The sequence below is a fragment of the Dongia sp. genome, assembly GCF_041905885.1.
Classification (GTDB): domain Bacteria; phylum Pseudomonadota; class Alphaproteobacteria; order Dongiales; family Dongiaceae; genus Dongia.
Genome location: NZ_JAYRKD010000023.1, coordinates 13,005 through 29,492, shown reverse-complemented (window position 1 = coordinate 29,492; position 16,488 = coordinate 13,005). Strand labels below are relative to the sequence as shown.

The 16,488-nt window shown below is 66.2% G+C and carries 16 protein-coding genes; 13 read left to right on the top strand and 3 right to left on the bottom strand.

Annotated features, from left to right (window positions below; translation table 11 throughout):
* Positions 1-8 precede the first annotated feature (8 nt).
* From ACH2CY_RS20460 to ACH2CY_RS20450, 3 genes are read left to right on the top strand one after another with little or no spacing between them, the layout of a single operon-like run.
* Positions 9-782, top strand: a complete 774-nt coding sequence (locus ACH2CY_RS20460) for an SDR family NAD(P)-dependent oxidoreductase (protein WP_395021296.1) — start codon at positions 9-11, stop codon at positions 780-782.
* 17 nt (positions 783-799) lie between these two features.
* Complete coding sequence (locus tag ACH2CY_RS20455; RefSeq protein WP_395021294.1) at positions 800-2,020, top strand: mandelate racemase/muconate lactonizing enzyme family protein; 1,221 nt, start codon at positions 800-802, stop codon at positions 2,018-2,020.
* A gap of 6 nt (positions 2,021-2,026) precedes the next feature.
* A complete protein-coding gene (locus tag ACH2CY_RS20450; RefSeq protein WP_395021292.1) occupies positions 2,027-2,821 on the top strand; it encodes an SDR family NAD(P)-dependent oxidoreductase in 795 nt (264 codons plus the stop codon).
* A 165-nt stretch (positions 2,822-2,986) separates the two neighbouring features.
* Here ACH2CY_RS20450 and ACH2CY_RS20445 read toward each other — a convergent pair whose 3' ends face one another.
* Positions 2,987-3,844, bottom strand: coding sequence for an SMP-30/gluconolactonase/LRE family protein (locus ACH2CY_RS20445; RefSeq protein ID WP_395021290.1), 858 nt, complete (start codon positions 3,842-3,844; stop codon positions 2,987-2,989).
* Positions 3,845-3,966: 122 nt separating this feature from the next.
* Between ACH2CY_RS20445 and ACH2CY_RS20440 the strand changes: the two genes are divergently transcribed.
* From ACH2CY_RS20440 to ACH2CY_RS20405, 8 genes are all read left to right on the top strand, one after another.
* A complete protein-coding gene (locus ACH2CY_RS20440; protein WP_395021289.1) occupies positions 3,967-4,743 on the top strand; it encodes an SDR family NAD(P)-dependent oxidoreductase in 777 nt (258 codons plus the stop codon).
* 28 nt (positions 4,744-4,771) lie between these two features.
* Positions 4,772-6,103 carry an ABC transporter substrate-binding protein gene (locus tag ACH2CY_RS20435; RefSeq protein WP_395021288.1) on the top strand — a complete coding sequence of 444 codons (1,332 nt, stop codon included), beginning with the start codon at positions 4,772-4,774 and terminating at the stop codon, positions 6,101-6,103.
* 191 nt (positions 6,104-6,294) lie between these two features.
* On the top strand, positions 6,295-7,176 hold the full coding sequence (locus ACH2CY_RS20430; RefSeq protein ID WP_395021287.1) for a carbohydrate ABC transporter permease: 882 nt from the start codon (positions 6,295-6,297) through the stop codon (positions 7,174-7,176).
* Complete coding sequence (locus tag ACH2CY_RS20425) at positions 7,173-8,036, top strand: carbohydrate ABC transporter permease (RefSeq protein WP_395021286.1); 864 nt, start codon at positions 7,173-7,175, stop codon at positions 8,034-8,036. The genes ACH2CY_RS20430 and ACH2CY_RS20425 overlap by 4 nt, the downstream gene beginning before the upstream one ends.
* The gene (locus ACH2CY_RS20420) at positions 8,033-9,013 is read left to right on the top strand and encodes a hypothetical protein (RefSeq protein WP_395021285.1); all 981 of its coding nucleotides are present in this window, start codon (positions 8,033-8,035) and stop codon (positions 9,011-9,013) included. The genes ACH2CY_RS20425 and ACH2CY_RS20420 overlap by 4 nt, the downstream gene beginning before the upstream one ends.
* Complete coding sequence (locus tag ACH2CY_RS20415; RefSeq protein ID WP_395021284.1) at positions 9,003-9,851, top strand: phytanoyl-CoA dioxygenase family protein; 849 nt, start codon at positions 9,003-9,005, stop codon at positions 9,849-9,851. The genes ACH2CY_RS20420 and ACH2CY_RS20415 overlap by 11 nt, the downstream gene beginning before the upstream one ends.
* A gap of 76 nt (positions 9,852-9,927) precedes the next feature.
* Positions 9,928-11,976 (top strand): hydantoinase/oxoprolinase family protein, encoded by a 2,049-nt coding sequence (locus ACH2CY_RS20410; RefSeq protein ID WP_395021283.1) that lies wholly within the window; start codon positions 9,928-9,930, stop codon positions 11,974-11,976.
* On the top strand, positions 11,976-13,592 hold the full coding sequence (locus ACH2CY_RS20405) for a hydantoinase B/oxoprolinase family protein (protein ID WP_395021282.1): 1,617 nt from the start codon (positions 11,976-11,978) through the stop codon (positions 13,590-13,592). Before ACH2CY_RS20410 ends, ACH2CY_RS20405 begins: the two co-directional genes overlap by 1 nt.
* 8 nt (positions 13,593-13,600) lie before the next feature.
* On the opposite strand, the gene ACH2CY_RS20400 is transcribed toward ACH2CY_RS20405, so the two are convergent.
* Positions 13,601-14,128, bottom strand: coding sequence for a hypothetical protein (locus ACH2CY_RS20400; protein WP_395021280.1), 528 nt, complete (start codon positions 14,126-14,128; stop codon positions 13,601-13,603).
* Positions 14,129-14,556: 428 nt separating this feature from the next.
* On the opposite strand from ACH2CY_RS20400, the gene ACH2CY_RS20395 reads away from it, so the two are divergent.
* Positions 14,557-14,877 (top strand): hypothetical protein, encoded by a 321-nt coding sequence (locus ACH2CY_RS20395; protein WP_395021279.1) that lies wholly within the window; start codon positions 14,557-14,559, stop codon positions 14,875-14,877.
* 4 nt (positions 14,878-14,881) lie between these two features.
* On the opposite strand, the gene ACH2CY_RS20390 is transcribed toward ACH2CY_RS20395, so the two are convergent.
* Positions 14,882-15,055 (bottom strand): hypothetical protein, encoded by a 174-nt coding sequence (locus ACH2CY_RS20390; protein WP_395021277.1) that lies wholly within the window; start codon positions 15,053-15,055, stop codon positions 14,882-14,884.
* 171 nt (positions 15,056-15,226) lie between these two features.
* Here ACH2CY_RS20390 and ACH2CY_RS20385 point away from each other — a divergent pair, with 171 nt between their 5' ends.
* Complete coding sequence (locus ACH2CY_RS20385; RefSeq protein ID WP_395021276.1) at positions 15,227-16,201, top strand: lysylphosphatidylglycerol synthase transmembrane domain-containing protein; 975 nt, start codon at positions 15,227-15,229, stop codon at positions 16,199-16,201.
* Positions 16,202-16,488: the final 287 nt, after the last annotated feature.

Below are 16,488 nucleotides of genomic sequence, written 5' to 3'. Positions count from 1 at the left end.
TGGGGCTGATGACGGGATTGCTCTCTGGCAAGCGGGCCTATGTCACCGGCGGCTCCAGCGGCATCGGCGCCGCCATCGTCAGGACCTTCGCCGAGGAAGGCGCACGGGTGGCGATCGGCGCCTCGACGCATGCCAGGGAAGCCGAGGCCATGGCGAAGGAGCTGCCGGGCGGCGGCCATCTGGTCGTGAAGGCCGATCTCACCGACCGCCGGCAGATCGCGCGGGCCGCGCAGGAGGTGGTCGCGGGTCTCGGCGGGCTCGACATCTTCGTCCATTCGGCGGGCGTCGACGTGACCCAGACCGCGGTAGCGCACGAAACCTCGGAAGCGCTGTGGGACAAGATGATGGACCTCCATCTCAACGCGGCGTTCTTCCTCTCCAAGGCGCTGATCCCGACCCTGCTGCAGGGCAACAAGCCGGGTTTGGTCTTCATCGGCTCGGTCTGCGGCCTGGTCGCCTGGGAGGGCGACGTCGCTTACAACGTGGCAAAGGCCGGGCTGCAGCATCTCGCGCGCTGCATCGCCTCGGACTATGCCAAGCAGGGCCTGCGCGCCAATGTGATCGCGCCGGGTGTCATCGACACGCCGCTCACCCGAAACTACGCCTCGGGCATGCCGGGCGGTGAGGCGGAGGGCTTGAAGACCCTGGCGGCGATGCACCCGATCGGCCGGATCGCGGTGCCGCAGGAAATCGCCAGTGCGGCGGCTTTCCTCGCCTCCGACCAGGCCTCCTTCATCACCGGAACCGTGCTGCCGATCGACGGCGGCCTCGTCAACGTCTGATCAGTCAGGGATCGCATATGCCGTTCAGGACCGTCTCGCCGAAGCTCGAAGGCGCCGCGCCGAAGCTCAAGATCACCGAGGTGGAATGCCATGTGCTGCTGGCGCCGGACTACGACGCCAGCTTCACCTCCTCGGCGCAGGACAGCTTCATCGTCATCATTCACACCGACGGCGGGGTCAGCGGCGTCGGCGAATGCGACGCCAATCCCTGGATGGCCAAGGCCTGCGTCGAGGCGCCCGGCACCCATACGATGGGCCTCTGCATCAAGGAGATGCTGATCGGCCAGAGCCCGTTCGAGATCGGTGCCTTGTGGAAGAAGATGTATCTCGGCACTGCGATGAATGGCCGCCGCGGCATGGTGATCCACGCCATGAGTGCGGTGGAGATGGCACTCTGGGATCTTTGCGGCAAGGCCGTCGGCAAGCCGGTGCATGCGCTGCTGGGCGGTGCCACGCGGGACTTCATCACGCCTTATGCCTCGCTGCAGCCGACCGGGCATCGCTTCGAGGAATACCGCGACGCGCTTTGCGCCTCGGCGGAGAAGGCCAAATCGCTCGGTTTCAAGGCGATGAAGACCGAGATCACCATGAACGGCCCCTATGCCCATGGCGGCATGCGCGAGAGCTACGCGCGCCACACCGAAGTGCTGAAGGCGGTGCGCAAGACCATCGGCAACGACGTGACGCTCATGGTCGACGTGCAGTATCTCTGGGAGGATGCCGAGACTTGCCTCAAGACCGTGCAGGACTGGGGCGAGTACGACATCTATTTCCTGGAGACGCCGCTCTGGTCGGACAATGTCCATGAGATGGCGAAGCTGGTGGCCAAGGCACCGATGAAGATCGCCTTCGGCGAATGGCTGGCGACCCGCTTCGAGTTCGAGGAGCTGATGGACATCGGCAAGGTCCAGGTGGCGCAGCCCGATGTCGGGCGGGTCGGCGGCATCGGCGAGGCGACCATCGTCTGCGACATGGCCAAGGCGCGGGGCCGCACCATCGTGCCGCATTGCTGGAAGACCGGGATCTCGATCTCCGGCACGGCGCATATGGCCTTCGTCACCGACCACTGCGCCTTCATTGAATACCTGCCGCCGCAGCTCTGCGTGGAAAGGCTGCGCCGGGAGCTGGCGCATGAGGAGCTGGAGTTCCGGCCCGACGGCACGATCCCGCTGCCGAAGAAGCCGGGTCTCGGCGTCGAGGTCGATTGGGATGTGGTGAAGAAGTATCGGGTGGCCTGAGGCGAAATGACGGAACGTCCTGCCAGGCGAATGGATGGACGCGTCGCGGTGGTGACCGGCGGCGCCCAGGGCATCGGCTTCGGTATCGCCCGCCGCTTCGCCGACGAGGGCGCCCATGTCGTCATCGCCGACATCAAGGAAGCGGCGGCCAAGGGCGCGGCGGCCAAGATCAACGCTGCCGGCGGCACTGCCTGCGGCTGCGCTGTCGATATCGGCGACGATGCCAGCGTCGCGGCGCTGGCGGCGAAGATCGAGGCCAAGCTCGGCCGCTGTGAGATCCTGGTCAACAACGCCGCGATCTCCGACGGCACCGGGATCGAGAAGCTGACGATGGCCCGCTACCACGAGGTCACCCGGGTCAACCAGGACGGCGCCATCCGCATGACCCTGGCCTTCGTGCCGCTGTTGAAGAAGGGCGGGGAGGGGCGGCGCATCCTCAACATCGCCTCGATCATGGGTGTCCGCGGCTGGCCCGATGCCGTTCCCTATTCGACCGCGAAGGGCGCCATCGTAAACTTCACACGGGCGCTGGCCTGCGATCTGGCGCCGCACGGGATTATGGTGAACGCGCTGGCGCCGGGCTTCGTCGATACGCCGATGTCGATCCAGCTGGATGGGAGCCATGAATACGATGCCGACTGGTTCCGCGACATCTATGTGAAATACGGCCGTATCCCGCTCCGGCGCTTCGGCAATCCCGACGACATGGCGGGACCGGCCTTCTTCCTCTGCTCCGACGACGCGCGCTACGTCACCGGCCAGATCCTGATGGTCGATGGCGGCGCCTCGGCGACGTTTTAGGCTGGCGTGTCTCGATCTCCCTTCAAACTCCGCCGTCATGCCAAGGCTTGGCCTTGGCATCCACGAGTTTCATGCAGCATCGTTGGTTCGGCAGAATCAAACTCGTGGACCCCAAGGCCAAGCCTTGGGGTGACGCAGTTCAAAATGGAATCACCGGAGAGGTGTCTATCCGACCTTCGGATACCGCAGCTTCACCCCCGCCACCTCCATTGGCGCGGTGTGCACCGACCAGCCGCACAAGCTCGCGATGATCAAGGTCCTCATGTCCGTTCCGCCAAAGGCGATGTTGGTCGGCGCCACCAGCATCAGCTGCTCCCAGTCGTCGTAGAGGGTGATGAGCTCGCCCTTCGCGCTGTAGCGGTAGATGATGTTGGGATTGTAGAGCGAGATGTAGAGGTCGCCGTTCCGGTCGAAAGCGACCCCGTCCGGCACGGTGCGCGGCAGCTCGACCACGACCTCGCGCTTGCCGGCCGAGCCATCCGCCTTGATCTCGACCTTGGAGATCAGCGGCGGAGAGGATTCGACGACGTAGAGCGCCTTGCCGTCGGCCGCGAGGCACATGCCGTTGGTGAAGCCGTTGGCGCTTCGGTCCCAGATCTCGGCCTGTCCGCCGGGGGCGATCTTCCAGATCCAGCCGTTCTGCTTGCCCCATTCGCCGGAATCCGAGACGTAGAGATTGCCGGCATCGTCGAACACCGGATAGTTCGGCACCCGCATCCGCTGTTCGGCATTGCCGTTGCAGTAGACCGAGACGGCGCCTTGCGGCGTGATGCGGTTCACGCAGGGGCCGCGGTCGTTGCAGGCGTAGGTGTTGCCGTCGGCGTCATGCGCGAGTCCCAGAAGGAATCCGCCTTCGACCTTGGCGATCTGCTCGCAGATCGAGTCATCGAGGCCCATGCGATAGAGCTGCCCGGCCTCGCCGCCGGCATAGACCCGGCCGTCGGGTCCCCAGGCGACTGCCTCCGGATGGTCGAGGGCATGGCCGAGATTGGTGAGGGTCGACAGATTCCGCGGCGCCGTCATCGTTCCTATCTCCCTGATTCCGCACGGCTTGACCGCCGATTTCACCGGCAGCATAGTATTGTCCATCATCTCAGAACAAGTTCCAGAATGCCGGAAAACGGCATCGAACAGGTCGAGGCATAATGGCGTTGCTGCAGGATCAGGTTTGCATCGTCACCGGCGCCGGGCAGGGGCTCGGGCGTTCGATCGCGCTCGAGATGGCGGCCGAGGGTGCGAACGTGGCGCTGCTCGAGCGCAACGCCGATACCTTGGATAAGACCGCGGCGGAAATCACCGCGTCCGGCCACAAGGCGATGGCCTACCGGCTCGACATCACCGATTACGAGACCTACGGCAAGGTGGTGGCCGATGTCGCCGCCAAGCAGGGCAAGATCGACGTGCTGGTCAACAACGCGGCGATCAACCCGCCGTCGCTGACCATCCTCAACGACACGCTGGAGAACTGGCGGCGCACCATCGCGATCAACCTCGAATCCGTCTTCATGGGTTCGAAGCTGGTCGCGCCGCATATGGTGGCGAAGAAGCAGGGGCGGATCATCAGCGTCGCCTCGATCCAGGGCTTCGCCTCCTCGGGCGAGGTCGGTTCCTACAACGCGGCCAAGGGTGCGATCATCGCCTATACCCAGTCGATGGCGGTCGAGCTTGGGCCGCACAACATCCTGGTCAACGCGGTGGCGCCGGGCTTCATGCGCACGCCGATGTCCTTCGTCAACGGCGTCGACGAGACGGAAACACCCGATTTCATCGAGTGGTATGTGAAGCGCGGCAAGATCCCGCTGCGCCGCACCGGCTTCCCCGAGGATGTCTCCGGCACGGTGATCTTCCTCGCCTCTTCTTATTGCCGCTACATGACCGGCCAGCTGCTGGTGATCGATGGCGGGCTGATGACCACGTTTTGAAACAAGAACCAACAGGAAGGCACGAACCATGACCAAGACGACCGAACTTTCGCGCCGCCGGCTGATGCAGGCTTCCGCGGCGCTCGGTGCCGGCGCTCTCGCCGGCAGCGCGTTCCCGGCCTGGCGCGCCCGCGCCGCCGAGGAGATGACCATGTGGTGGTGGGGCGAGCAGGAGCTGCCCGGCCTGCAGGGCTATGTCGATGAAGTGGTGAAGCGCTACACCGCCGCGACGGTGAAGCCGATGCTGCAGGACACCGCGGTGGTGATCTCGCAGTTCCAGACCGCGGCGGCGGCCGGCAACGCGCCGGACATCCAGTTCCTCTGGAACGGCATCTATCACATGGAGAGTGTCTGGCTCGGCTATCTCGCCAATCTCGACGGCCTGGTGAAGGACGACGTGATCAAGGCGTCGCAGCCGACCCTGCTCAGCAACTACGACGGCCATACCTACCGGCTCGGGTGGTATCCGCTGCCGATGATCTGGATCTACAACAAGGACCTGTTCGAGAAGGCGAAGCTCGATCCGGAAAAGGCGCCGGAGACCTGGGATGCTTTCCTCGCAGCCTGCGAAGCGCTGAAATCGGCCGGCATCGAGCCGGTCGGCGGCGGCATCCAGGACGGCTATTGGGGCGAATGGTTTTTCGGCCACGGCCTCGCGCAATGCGTGGACTCGCCCGGCCAGGCGGTCGAGCTCTTCACCGGCGAGCGCAGCTTCGAAGATCCCGCCTATCACGCGCCCTGGGTGAAGCTGGAGGAGCTCCAGAAAGCCGGCTTCCTCAACAAGGCGATGTCGTCCACCGAGCTCTATCCGGGCATCGACTTGATCGTTACCGGCAAGGTGGCGATGGGCGAATCGATCGGCTCGCGCATGCCAGCCGACAGCAAGACGACCAACGGCAAGATCGGCGCGATGGTCATGCCGGTCTTCGGCAAGAGCAAGCTGGCGGGCAAGCCGATCTTCGATGCCCAGGGCATCGGCATCTCCAAGGATGCGAAGGATCCGAAGGCGGCCGCCGCTTTCCTCGAGTTCATGCAGGCGCCCGAGCAGTTGGCCCTGCTGCATGAGAAGACCGGATGGCTGCCCTCCAACAGCACCTTCGACACCTCGGTCATCACCGATCCGTCGGTGGTCTCGATGTGGAAGCGCTGGGGCCAGGGCGAGAACATCCCCTATGTCGCCAACGTGGTGCCGGGCCAGTGGTACGAGCAGGCGCTGTTGCCTGCCGGCCAGCAGGTGGTCGCCGGCAAGATCACCGGCGCCGAAGCCGGTGCGCTTGCGGCCAAGGTCGCCAAGGAATGGCGCGACTTCAACCCGGACATGGTCGACCACTACAAGAAGTGGGCGAAGGATCTCGGGTAAGCTGCATGTGAGGGAGCGGAGTCGAAGTCCTCTCAACTCCGCTCTCTCACTCTCGTCATCCTCCGCGAAGGCGGAGGATCCACGAGTTTCTATGGAGTGACGAATGCAAACTCGTGGATGGTCCGCCTTCGCGGACCATGACGATTCTGAAGGTAAGCCGATTTTGTGTCTGGCGATGATCAAAGAGTGACATGCACCAGACCTCGCGCCTGAAGCCCTATCTCTACATCGCGCCGTTGCTGGCCCTGCTGCTCTTCGTCTTCGGCTATCCGCTGGTGCAGATCTTCGAGTACTCGTTCAAGCAGATCCGCGGCATCGACGGGCCGTGGATCGGTCTGCGGAACTACCAACTCATCTTCGGCCAGGACCTGTTCTGGGAAGCGGTGCGGCACAACCTGCTGCTGCTGATCGCGATCCCGATCATGATCGCCTGGTCGCTGCTGATCGCGATCCTGCTCTATGACCGGCTGAAGGGCTGGAAGCTCTACCGGATCGTGATCTTCGTGCCCTACATCCTGGCGGTGCCGATCATCGCCGCGATCATGAAGAAGATGTTCCAGTTCAATGGGCCGGTGAACGAGGCCCTGCGCTGGCTCGGAGCGGATTTCATGGCGCTGGATTGGATCGGCTCCTCGGACTACGCGCTCTGGACCGTGATGCTGCTGATCATCTGGCGCGAGGCGGCGCTCGGCATCGTGCTGTTCCTGGCGCGGCTGCTCAACCTCGATGAATCGCTGCTCGAGGCGTCGCGGCTCGACGGCGCCAACTGGTGGCAACGGGTGCGCTATATCATCCTGCCGCAGATGCGGGTGGTGATCGAGTTCTACGCCGTGGTCAGCGTGATCACCATGCTCTCCTCGGTCTTCGCCTATGTCTACATCATGGGCGGCGGCCGCGGCGGCCCCGGCACCTCGACCATGGTGGTCGAGCTCTACATCTTCGGCGCGGTGGTGCGGCAGAACCTGCCCGGCATCGCCTCCGCGGTCTCGGTGCTGCTGTTCCTGGTCTCGCTGCTGCTGATCGTGCCGCTCTTCGCGGTGCGCCGCCGCGCCAACGAGGAGGAGGTGGCATGACGACGCAAGCCGCGAAACCCGCCGCGCCGCCCCCGCCTGCGCTAATCGGCTTCGACACGCTGCTGAAGCAGGCGGTACTGCTGATCGCCGTGTTCATCGCTTTGGTGCCGACCATCTTCATGATCATGACGGCGCTGAAGAGCGACGAGGAATACACCTTCAACAAGGTCGGGTTCCCGCAGGCCCTGGTCTTCGATCATTTCAACGTGGTGCTGTTCGACAGCCCGTTCTTCCGCTGGATGCTGAACAGCGCGATCCTGGCCGGCGGGTCGGTCATCTTGAGCTCGGTGGTATCCTGCCTCGGCGCCTATGCGATCGCGCGGATGCAGTTCAAGGGCCGCAACCTGCTGTTCTCGATCTCGGTGGCGCTGATGGCGATCCCGCCGGTGGTGATGATCGTGCCGCTCTTCGTGCTCTATTCAAGGATCGGCCTGATCAGCACCTATGAAGGCGCCATCCTGATCTATGCCGGCCTGATCACGCCCTTCTCGGTCTATCTCTTGACCACCTTCTTCCGCACCCTGCCGAAGGAGCTGTTCGAGGCGGCGCGGATGGACGGGGCGGGGGATTTCCTGATCCTCTGGCGGATCGTGCTGCCGCTGTCGCTGCCGGCGCTGCTGACCCTCCTGGTGGTGAACGCGCTCTATGTCTGGAACGACCTGCTGATCGCCATCATCTTCCTGCAGGACGATGCCAAGCGCACCCTGATGGCCGGTATCAGCGTGTTCCAGGGCCGTTACGAAAACCAGATCCCGCTGGTCATGGCCGGCATGGCGATCGGCAGCGCGCCGATGATCATCCTCTACATCGCCTTCCAGAAGTATTTCATCCGTGGCCTGATGGCGGGCGCGATCAAATGACCGGGCCGATTCGGCTCGAGACCGCGGATCTCAGCGTCACCGTCGATCCGCTTCTCGGCGGCACCATCACCTCGATCATCCACAAGGCGCAGGGCCTGTCGGTGCTCGGCAGCGTGCCCTGGCACCCACGGCCCGGCCCGGCCGCGACGATCGCGGCGCCCGATGAGAATGCCTGGCTGGCCTATTATTCCGGCGGCTGGCCGCTGCTCTTCCCCAACGGCGGCGACGCCTGCAGCTTCGACGGCGTGTTCCACGGCTTCCACGGTGAAGCCTCGCTGGCGACCTGGACCGCCGAGCAGACTCCGGAACATCTCCGCCTGCTCCGCCGCTTCGAGACCGTGCCGGTCGAGATGGAGCGGCTCTTCACCGTCGAAGGCGAGACCGTCACGATCCGCGAGAGCGTCACTTCGCACGGCGCGCGCTCGGCCTCGGTGATCTGGGGCCACCATCCGACCTTCGGCTCCGATCTCCTGGCGGCGCCCTTCGAGATCGCCACCGCGGCGCGGCGCGTCGTGGTCGATGACCGCTTCGATCCGCCGCGCAATCCCCTGCAGCCCGGCGTCACCGCAAGCTGGCCCGAGGTCCCGGGCAAGGCCGGCCCGGTTCGCCTCGACCGGCCCGGTGGGCCGATGGCGGCCATGGCCTATCTGCTGGACTTCGAGACGCCCTGGGCTGCGATCCGGCGCCTGGATGACTCGATCGCCGTCGAACTTGCCTGGGATGGTGCCGTCTTTCCCTGCGCCTGGCTCTGGATCGAGCTCGAGGGGACGCAAGAGCAGCCCTGGGCGGGCAAGACGCGGCTGATCGGCATCGAGCCCAACACGACCTGGCCCGGCAACGGCCTGCTCGACACGAATCGTCGCGGTGCGCGCTTGCTCACGCTCGAGCCTGGCCGGAAGATATCCGCCTGGATCCGGCTGCGGGCCTTCCGGCCCGAACCCGGCGCGCTCACTGAGAGGAGTTCCCATGCCCGATGATGCGCAGAAGCGGTTCGGCCTGACCGCGGCGGAGATCGCCGAATACCAGCGCAACGGCGTGCTTTACCCACGCCCGGCGATCAGCGCGGCCGCGGCTGGAGACATGCTGGAGAAATTCGAGGCCTTGGAGAAGAAGGAGGGCGGCCGCCTCTCCAAGCGAACCAACCACAAGCCGCATCTGCTGCTGACCTGGCTCGCCGACCTGGTGCGCCATCCGGTCATCCTCGACCAGGTCGAGAGCCTGCTGGGGCCGAACCTGCTCTGCTGGGCCTCGGACTTCTTCAGCAAGAGTCCGGATGACGGCATGCGCGTCACCTGGCACCAGGACTCCACTTATTGGGGACTCTCCAGGCCCGACATCGTCACCGCCTGGGTTGCTTTTACCCCGAGCACCGTCCAAAGCGGCTGCCTGCGTGTCGTGCCCGGCAGCCATCTCCGGGACCAGCTGCCGCATGGCGATACCTTCGCCGCCGACAACATGCTGAGCCGCGGCCAGGAGATCCAGGTCAAGGTCGATGAGCGTGATGCGGTCGATGCCGTGCTGCAGCCGGGCCAGATGTCGCTGCATCACGTGCGCCTGATCCACGGTTCGGAGCCGAACCGCGCCGATCATCGCCGCATCGGCTTTGCGATCCGCTACCTGCCGACCTATGTGCGCCAGACCAGCGGCATCCGCGACACCGCGATGCTGGTGCGCGGCGAGGACAGCTTCGGGCATTTCGATCCGGAGCCGGTGCCGGCGGCCGATTTCCACCCGGATGCCGTCGCGTTCCACGCCAAGAGCTACGACGATACGACCCGGATCCTCTATGCCGGCGCCGCAAAGCGACCAAGCTAGGGTTTGAGCGGCGTCATCGGATCTGCAATCATGTATGGGGCGTGACCAGAGCAAGCCGTCGTTGGGGGATTGAAGCGTGTTGGCAGTCGCAGCCGATGTCGGCGGCACCTTTACGGACCTGATCCTCGTCGATTCCGCGCGCAATCTGGTTCTGGTGGACAAGGTGTCCTCGGGCGCCCGCGGTACCGCGGGCAGCATCGTTGACGGCCTGGCGCGGATCACCGGCCGGAGCGCGGCGCGCATCGCCGACATCGATCTCTTCGTGCACGGCTTCACCGTGGCGACCAACGCCTTCCTGATGCGCAGCGGCGCGCGCGTCGCCCTGGTCACGACCCAGGGCTTTGCCGACGTGCTCCATATCGGCAACCAGGTCCGGCCGCAGACCTATGCGCTGTTTCAGACGAAACCGGCCCCGCTGGTCGATCGCGGCATGGTCGTCGAGGTGGATGAACGCGTCGATGCCCAGGGCGGGATCGTGCGCCCCCTGGACGATGCCGCCGTTGCCGCGGCCGTCGACCGGATTCGTGCGCTCGGCGCCGATGCGGTCGCGATCTCGCTGATGTTCTCCTTCCTGAACGGCGCGCATGAGGCTAGGCTGGCGCAGGCGATCCGCGCGGCCTTGCCCGGTTGCCCGGTCTATGTGTCGCACGAGGTCAATCCCCAGCAGGAGGAATGGCAGCGCGCCAGCACCACGGCGATCACCGCCTATCTCGGGCCGATCGTCGGACGCTATCTCGACGACCTCGAGACCCGCCTTGACGGCGAGACCTTCCGCGGCAGTCTCCGGCTGATGCGATCGGACGGCGGCGTGGCGACCTCGCGTGCAGCCCGGCAGAGTCCGGGGCACATGCTGACCTCGGGCCTTGCCGGCGGCGTCATGGCCGCGACGCGACTCTGCGCCGATCTCGATATCGGGCAGGCGATCACGCTCGATGTTGGCGGCACCTCGGCCGATCATGCCATCATCTCCGCCGGGCAGCCGGGCCGGCGCACCGCCGGCGTTATCGACGGCCAGCCGATCCGCCTGCCGGCGATCGACGTGGAGACCTTGTCCAACGGCGGCGGCTCGATCGCCTGGGTCGATATCGGCGGAGCGCTGCGGGTGGGACCTTTGTCGGCCGGCGCTGTGCCGGGCCCGGCCTGCACCGGTCGCGGCGGCACCGAGCCCACCGTCACCGATGCGGCGCTGGTGCTGGGCTGGCTCGGCGCCGAGGACTATCTCGGCGGCGAGATCCGGCTCGACGTCGACTTGGCGCGCGCGGCGATCGGCCGGCAGGTGGCCGAGCCGCTCGGCATCTCGATCGAGGCGGCGGCGCAGGGCATCATCCGTGTCGCCAATGCCCAGCTGGCCCAGGCCTTTCGCGCGGTCACCTCGAGCCGCGGCCTCGATCTCCGCGACTTCCATCTGGTCGCCTTCGGCGGCGCCGGGCCGCTCTACGGCGGCATGCTGGCGCGCGAGCTCGGCATGCGGGGCGTGGTGGTGCCGCAATATCCCGGCGTGTTCGCGGCCGAAGGCCTGCTCGCCACCGACATCCGGCATGTCGATCAGCGCGCGTTCCGTGCCCTGCTCGACCAGGTCGATCGCAAGGCGCTGGCCGCCGCCTTGGCATCGCTGCACGACGCGCTCGAAGCCGAGCTGCAGGCGGACGGCGTTCCCCCTGAGCGCCGCCGCTTCACCATCCTGCTCGACCTGCGCTATCGCGGGCAGTTTCACGAGCTCGCCGTCGAGGTGCCGCAGGCGCTGCTCGATGCGTTCGATCCCGTCGCCATCGCCGGCCTGTTTCACGACCGCCACCATGCGACCTTCGGACACAGCGACCGCGGCCGCGCGGTCGAGATCGTCAACCTGCGTGCCGAGATGCTGGGCGAGATGGGCCAGGTCCGCCCGCCCGAAGTCGCGGGCGAAGACGCCGCTGCCGCGGCCGAGCGCCGGCGCGCCGTGCTGTTCCTGGATTCGCCCGCGGCCGTGGAGGTTCCCGTCGTGCACCGCGCCGCGGTGAATGCGAAGGGCAGCCAGGAAGGACCGGCGATCATCGTGCAGCGCGACAGCACCACCGTGCTGCTGGCGGGGCAGGTGGCGCGGGTCGCCGCCCGCGGCGCCCTCATCGTGACGGAGAAGAAGTGATGACCGAACGGCTTTCGGATATCGATCGCGACGTCTTCCAGCACGAGATCATCGCCGCGGCCGAGGAGATGTCCGCGGTGCTGCGGCGCTCGGCTTTCTCGCCGATCATCTGGGACATGATCGACTATGCCTGCGGCATCCTTGATCCCGACGGCAACATGGTGGCGCAGGCGCCGACCATCCCGGCGCAGCTCGGCATCATGCCGATGGCGTTCCGCAAGACGGTGAAGGCGATCCCGCTCTCCGACTGGCGCGCGGGCGACGTCGTCATCTGCAACGACCCCTATGCCGGCTGCACGCATACCCCCGACATCGTGATGTTTGCCCCGGTCTTCGCCGATGGGGCGCTGGTCGCGATCGCGTCTTCGATCGCCCATCACATCGATGTCGGCGGGCGGGTGCCGGGCACCGAATCCGCGACCGCCGTGGAGATCTACGAAGAAGGGCTGCTCATTCCGCCGCTGAAGGCGATCGACCAGGGCAGGCGGAACGAGACTTTCTTCAAGATCTTTGCGCGCAACGTGCGCGATCCGCACGCCTCGCTCGGCGACCTCGACGCGCAGATGGCTGCCTGCAACGTCGGCGCCCGGTCCGTCGTCCGGCTGGTCGGGAAATACGGCATTCCGGGATTTGCGGCGCGCTGCGGCGCGATCGCCGACTACGCCGAGACCGTGCTCACCCGCGTGCTGCTCGCCCATGAAGGGGCACGAGCCGAGGCCATGGTGCTGATGGAAGACGACGCTGCGTCCGACGAGCCGATGCAGCTCAAGGTCGGCGTCGCGATCCGCAACGGCCGCATCGCGCTCGATTTCGCCGGCACCAGCGCGCAGCGCCAGAACGGCCTCAACAACCCGATCGCCAGCACGATCTCGATGGTCTGCTATGCCGTGAAGGTCGTGTTCACGCCGGACCTGCCCCAGAATGAGGGCTTCAACCGCTCGCTTTCGATCTCGGTGCCGGAGGGCTCGATCCTCAACCCGCGTGCCCCGGCGGCGGTGTCGGTGCGGCACCTGACTCAACAGGCGGTCGCCGATGTCGTGCTGAAGGCACTGGCCGAGATTGCACCGGAGAAGTCGATCGCCGGCACCCAGATCTCCTTTCCGACCTTCGTCGTCGGCGGGCTGGATACGCGCCCCGCAGTGGCGGCCGCCGACGGCCAGGCGCCCTATTTCGTCACCTGCGACATCATCGGCGGCGGCATGGGCGCGTCGCAGTCGGGCCCCGGCCTGGATGCGGTCGATACCCATGGCGGCAATTGCGCGCTGCTTTCCGCGGAGGTGATGGAGTTGACCTCGCCGGTGCGGGTCACGCGCACCACGCTGATCCCCGATTCAGGGGGCGGCGGCGCGCATCGCGGCGGTGCCGCCATCGAGCGGGAATACGAAATGCTCTGCGACGGCCTCTCGCTCTCCGGCTATCTGCAGCAGACCCGCGCCGAGACGGCGCCATGGGGCCTCGCCGGCGGCGATCCCGGCGCGCCCGGCCGGGCGACGCTTGAAACCAACGGCACGGGTCCGAAGCCGATCCCAAGCAAGTTCGTGGCGATCCGGGTCGACAAGGGCGATCGCCTGGTCCTGCGCTCCGCCGGCGGTGGCGGCTGGGGCCGGGCGAAGTAGCAGAGACGTCAGGCGGCGCGAGGCAGGCGCCGTGCCCTTGCGCCCAGCAGGCCGAGCCCGGCCAAAGCCGTCGCAAACAGCAGCACCGGCGCCGGGATCGGCGTGACGGTCGGCGGGACCAGGGTCAGCTGGGCGAAGTTCATGGTCGTCAGACCATAGACGGTGAACCCGCCATTGGCGGTGCGGCCGCAGATGAACGGCGTCGCAACGCCGATGCACAGAGTGTTCGACGAGTTGGCGAGGGCAACGGCCAGCGCAAACGTGCTGTTGCCGCCGGATGGATTGGGGCTGCTCAAAGTATCGAAGGAAAAGAACGACGGCATGCCGCTGCTGTGGAGTTGGAACGAACCGTTCGGCTGGTTGAGTGTCAGCGTCAGTTGGAAGGCCGTCAGTCCGGCTGAGTTCATAATGCCACTCGGCTCGACCGATCCGGTGAAGCTGCCCTGAACGGTCGCGGTCCCGACAAAATTGCCCGGGTCGGCGTAGCCGTCCTGGAAGAAGGAGTAGGTGCTGATCGTCGCAGCCTCGCCGCGCATTGACCCGGCAAAAATTCCCAGGATTGCGAGCAGTGTTGCGCCCCCGAAGCGCCCTATCGCTTGGCCCAAGCGGCGACGAGCGGCGGACCGGCCGGCGTAACCTCGTGCAAACATTGTGATTCCCCCACTGGACCCAACTCTCGGTAGCTCACCCTACAGGAAGCCCGTCGGCGCGAACAAGGCCAGCGCGGCGCAGCCGGATGGGCCACCCGGTCCCGTGCAGCGCGCGATGCCGGAGTGACATCGATCACCGCGGCTGCATTGGGCGCAGGAGTCTACGCGCCGCGCGCGCGCTCCACACACCCGCATGGTTGCGCTGCGATTGACCCGTCGAACCCGGATGCGCAGGTTTGCGTCCATGCGAGCAACGCCGTTGGCGGCATCCGTGGGGGAGGCAACGAAGGCAGAGAGCAGATCAGAGTCGGACCATGACGCGTAACGATATCGATAGCAGCGAATTTGACCGGGGCATCATCTCGGTCGCGGATAATGCAGTCTGGGACGAGCGTCTCGGCGTGTTCCGGGTGAAGATTCAGGGCAACCGCACCGTCGGCTCGATCACGATCCTGCGCAGCGCGAAGCTGCCGATCTCGCATCTCGATGCCAGCGCCCCGGCGCGGAAGACCCGGCTCGGCTCCTTCCTGCGCACCCGGCTTGAGATCGAGGTCAACGCCGCGATCCAGCGCGGCGAACGCCAGGTCGACGACAGCGTGACCTTGCTGTCGCGCGAGGACTTGTTGAAGCGCTGACGGTTCATTCCGGCGCGGCGCGGAAGTGTCGAACCACGGCCCAGACCACGATCCCGGCAAACAGCATGAACAAGACCGCCGCCAGGGCGATGCGGGCGGCAATGTAGAGCAGCACCGCCCCAACCAGCAGCCCGAATGCGGCCAGTGCCGTGATGACGGAATAGAGCGTGGTCTTCATTGAGCGGCTCCGAAAGTTTCGCTTGGGGTAGAACAGCGGAGCCGGTCTAAGGGCTCCCTGCGGCGGGTCCCTCCCGTTCCCGATCTGTCCAAGTCGATTGTATCTTGCCGCCTTGGTGGATAGTCTCCCGCCGCATACCGAAACACTCCATCACGGCGCAGCGATCGAGGCATGACAGCGGAATCCACCAGCCGGCCGAAGGATCGCCGCATGACCATCCTGCTGGCGGCCGCGAAGTTGCTGGTTTCGATCGTGGCTTTCTGGCTGGTGCTGCGCGCGGTCGATTTCGAGGAGCTGCTGAAGCAGTTTTCCGCCGCGGATCCGGTCTGGATCGGCTTCGGCTTCCTCACCCTGGTCGTGCATCTGGCGCTGGTGGTCTGGCGCTGGGATTACGTGATGCTGCGGTTCTACGGGCTGCGGCTGGGGCTGCGGCGGCTCAGCCTGGTGTTCGGGCTGGGTGAGGCGGTCGCGCCGATCCTGCCGTCGTTCCTCGGCACCGACCTGGTGCGGACGCTCGCCTTGGCCGGCTCGGCGTCGCTGATCACCATCGCCAAGACCGTGCTGGTCGACCGCGTGATCGGCCTGGTCGCGCTGCTGGTGCTGATCGCGCTCTCGGTGCCGTTCTTCGCGGCGATGGTCAGCAGCGGGCCGGCGCTCGCGGTGGTCGCGGCGCTCGGCTTCGGCGGCCTGCTGGCCTTCGTCGTCGGGTTGCAGACCGGGCCACTGATTGCGCGCATCCCGGCATTTGGCCAGGGCCTGGCCAAGCTGCTGATGGAGATCCGGCGGGTTGCCGTCGATCGGCGGGCGATGCCGCTGCTGGTCGGCTCCGGCCTGCTGGTTCACCTGACCTCGGTGCTGACCTTCTGGTCCGCAGCGCGCATGCTGCACGGCTCGGTCGATTTCGTTTCGGCCTTGCTGATCGTGCCTTCCGCTTTGCTGATCGCCGCTCTTCCGGTGTCGCTCGGCGGCTGGGGTGTCCGGGAGGGTGCCCTGGTGACCGGTTTCGCCTTGGTCGGCGCCGATGCCGAGAACATCGTCGCCGCCTCGATCTGCTTCGGGTTGAGCAGCCTGGTCTCCGGGGCGATCGGTCTCGCCGCCGCGCCCATACTTCCCGGCCGTGCGGTGACCGGCGAGAGCGCACCGTAAGGGACAAGAAACAGCCCCTCCGCCGGGGAAGCGGAGGGGCCAGGTCGAGACCATGTGACATGCCGCAGATCGGGCAGGGGATGCCGTACTACGGCTCCCGGCTTGCACCAGGAGACGGTCATTGGCTGGGGACCGCCGCGCGCCGGAGGGGAGTCCGTCGCGTCCAATCGGACTTGACCGTCCAGGAGGATCCAACACCGCTTCGCTCGGCGCGTTCCCCGTGCCGGAAGAAGTCGGCGGGATTCGGAGCAAACGTGAGTCGCCTGATGGCGACCGCGCAATGACGC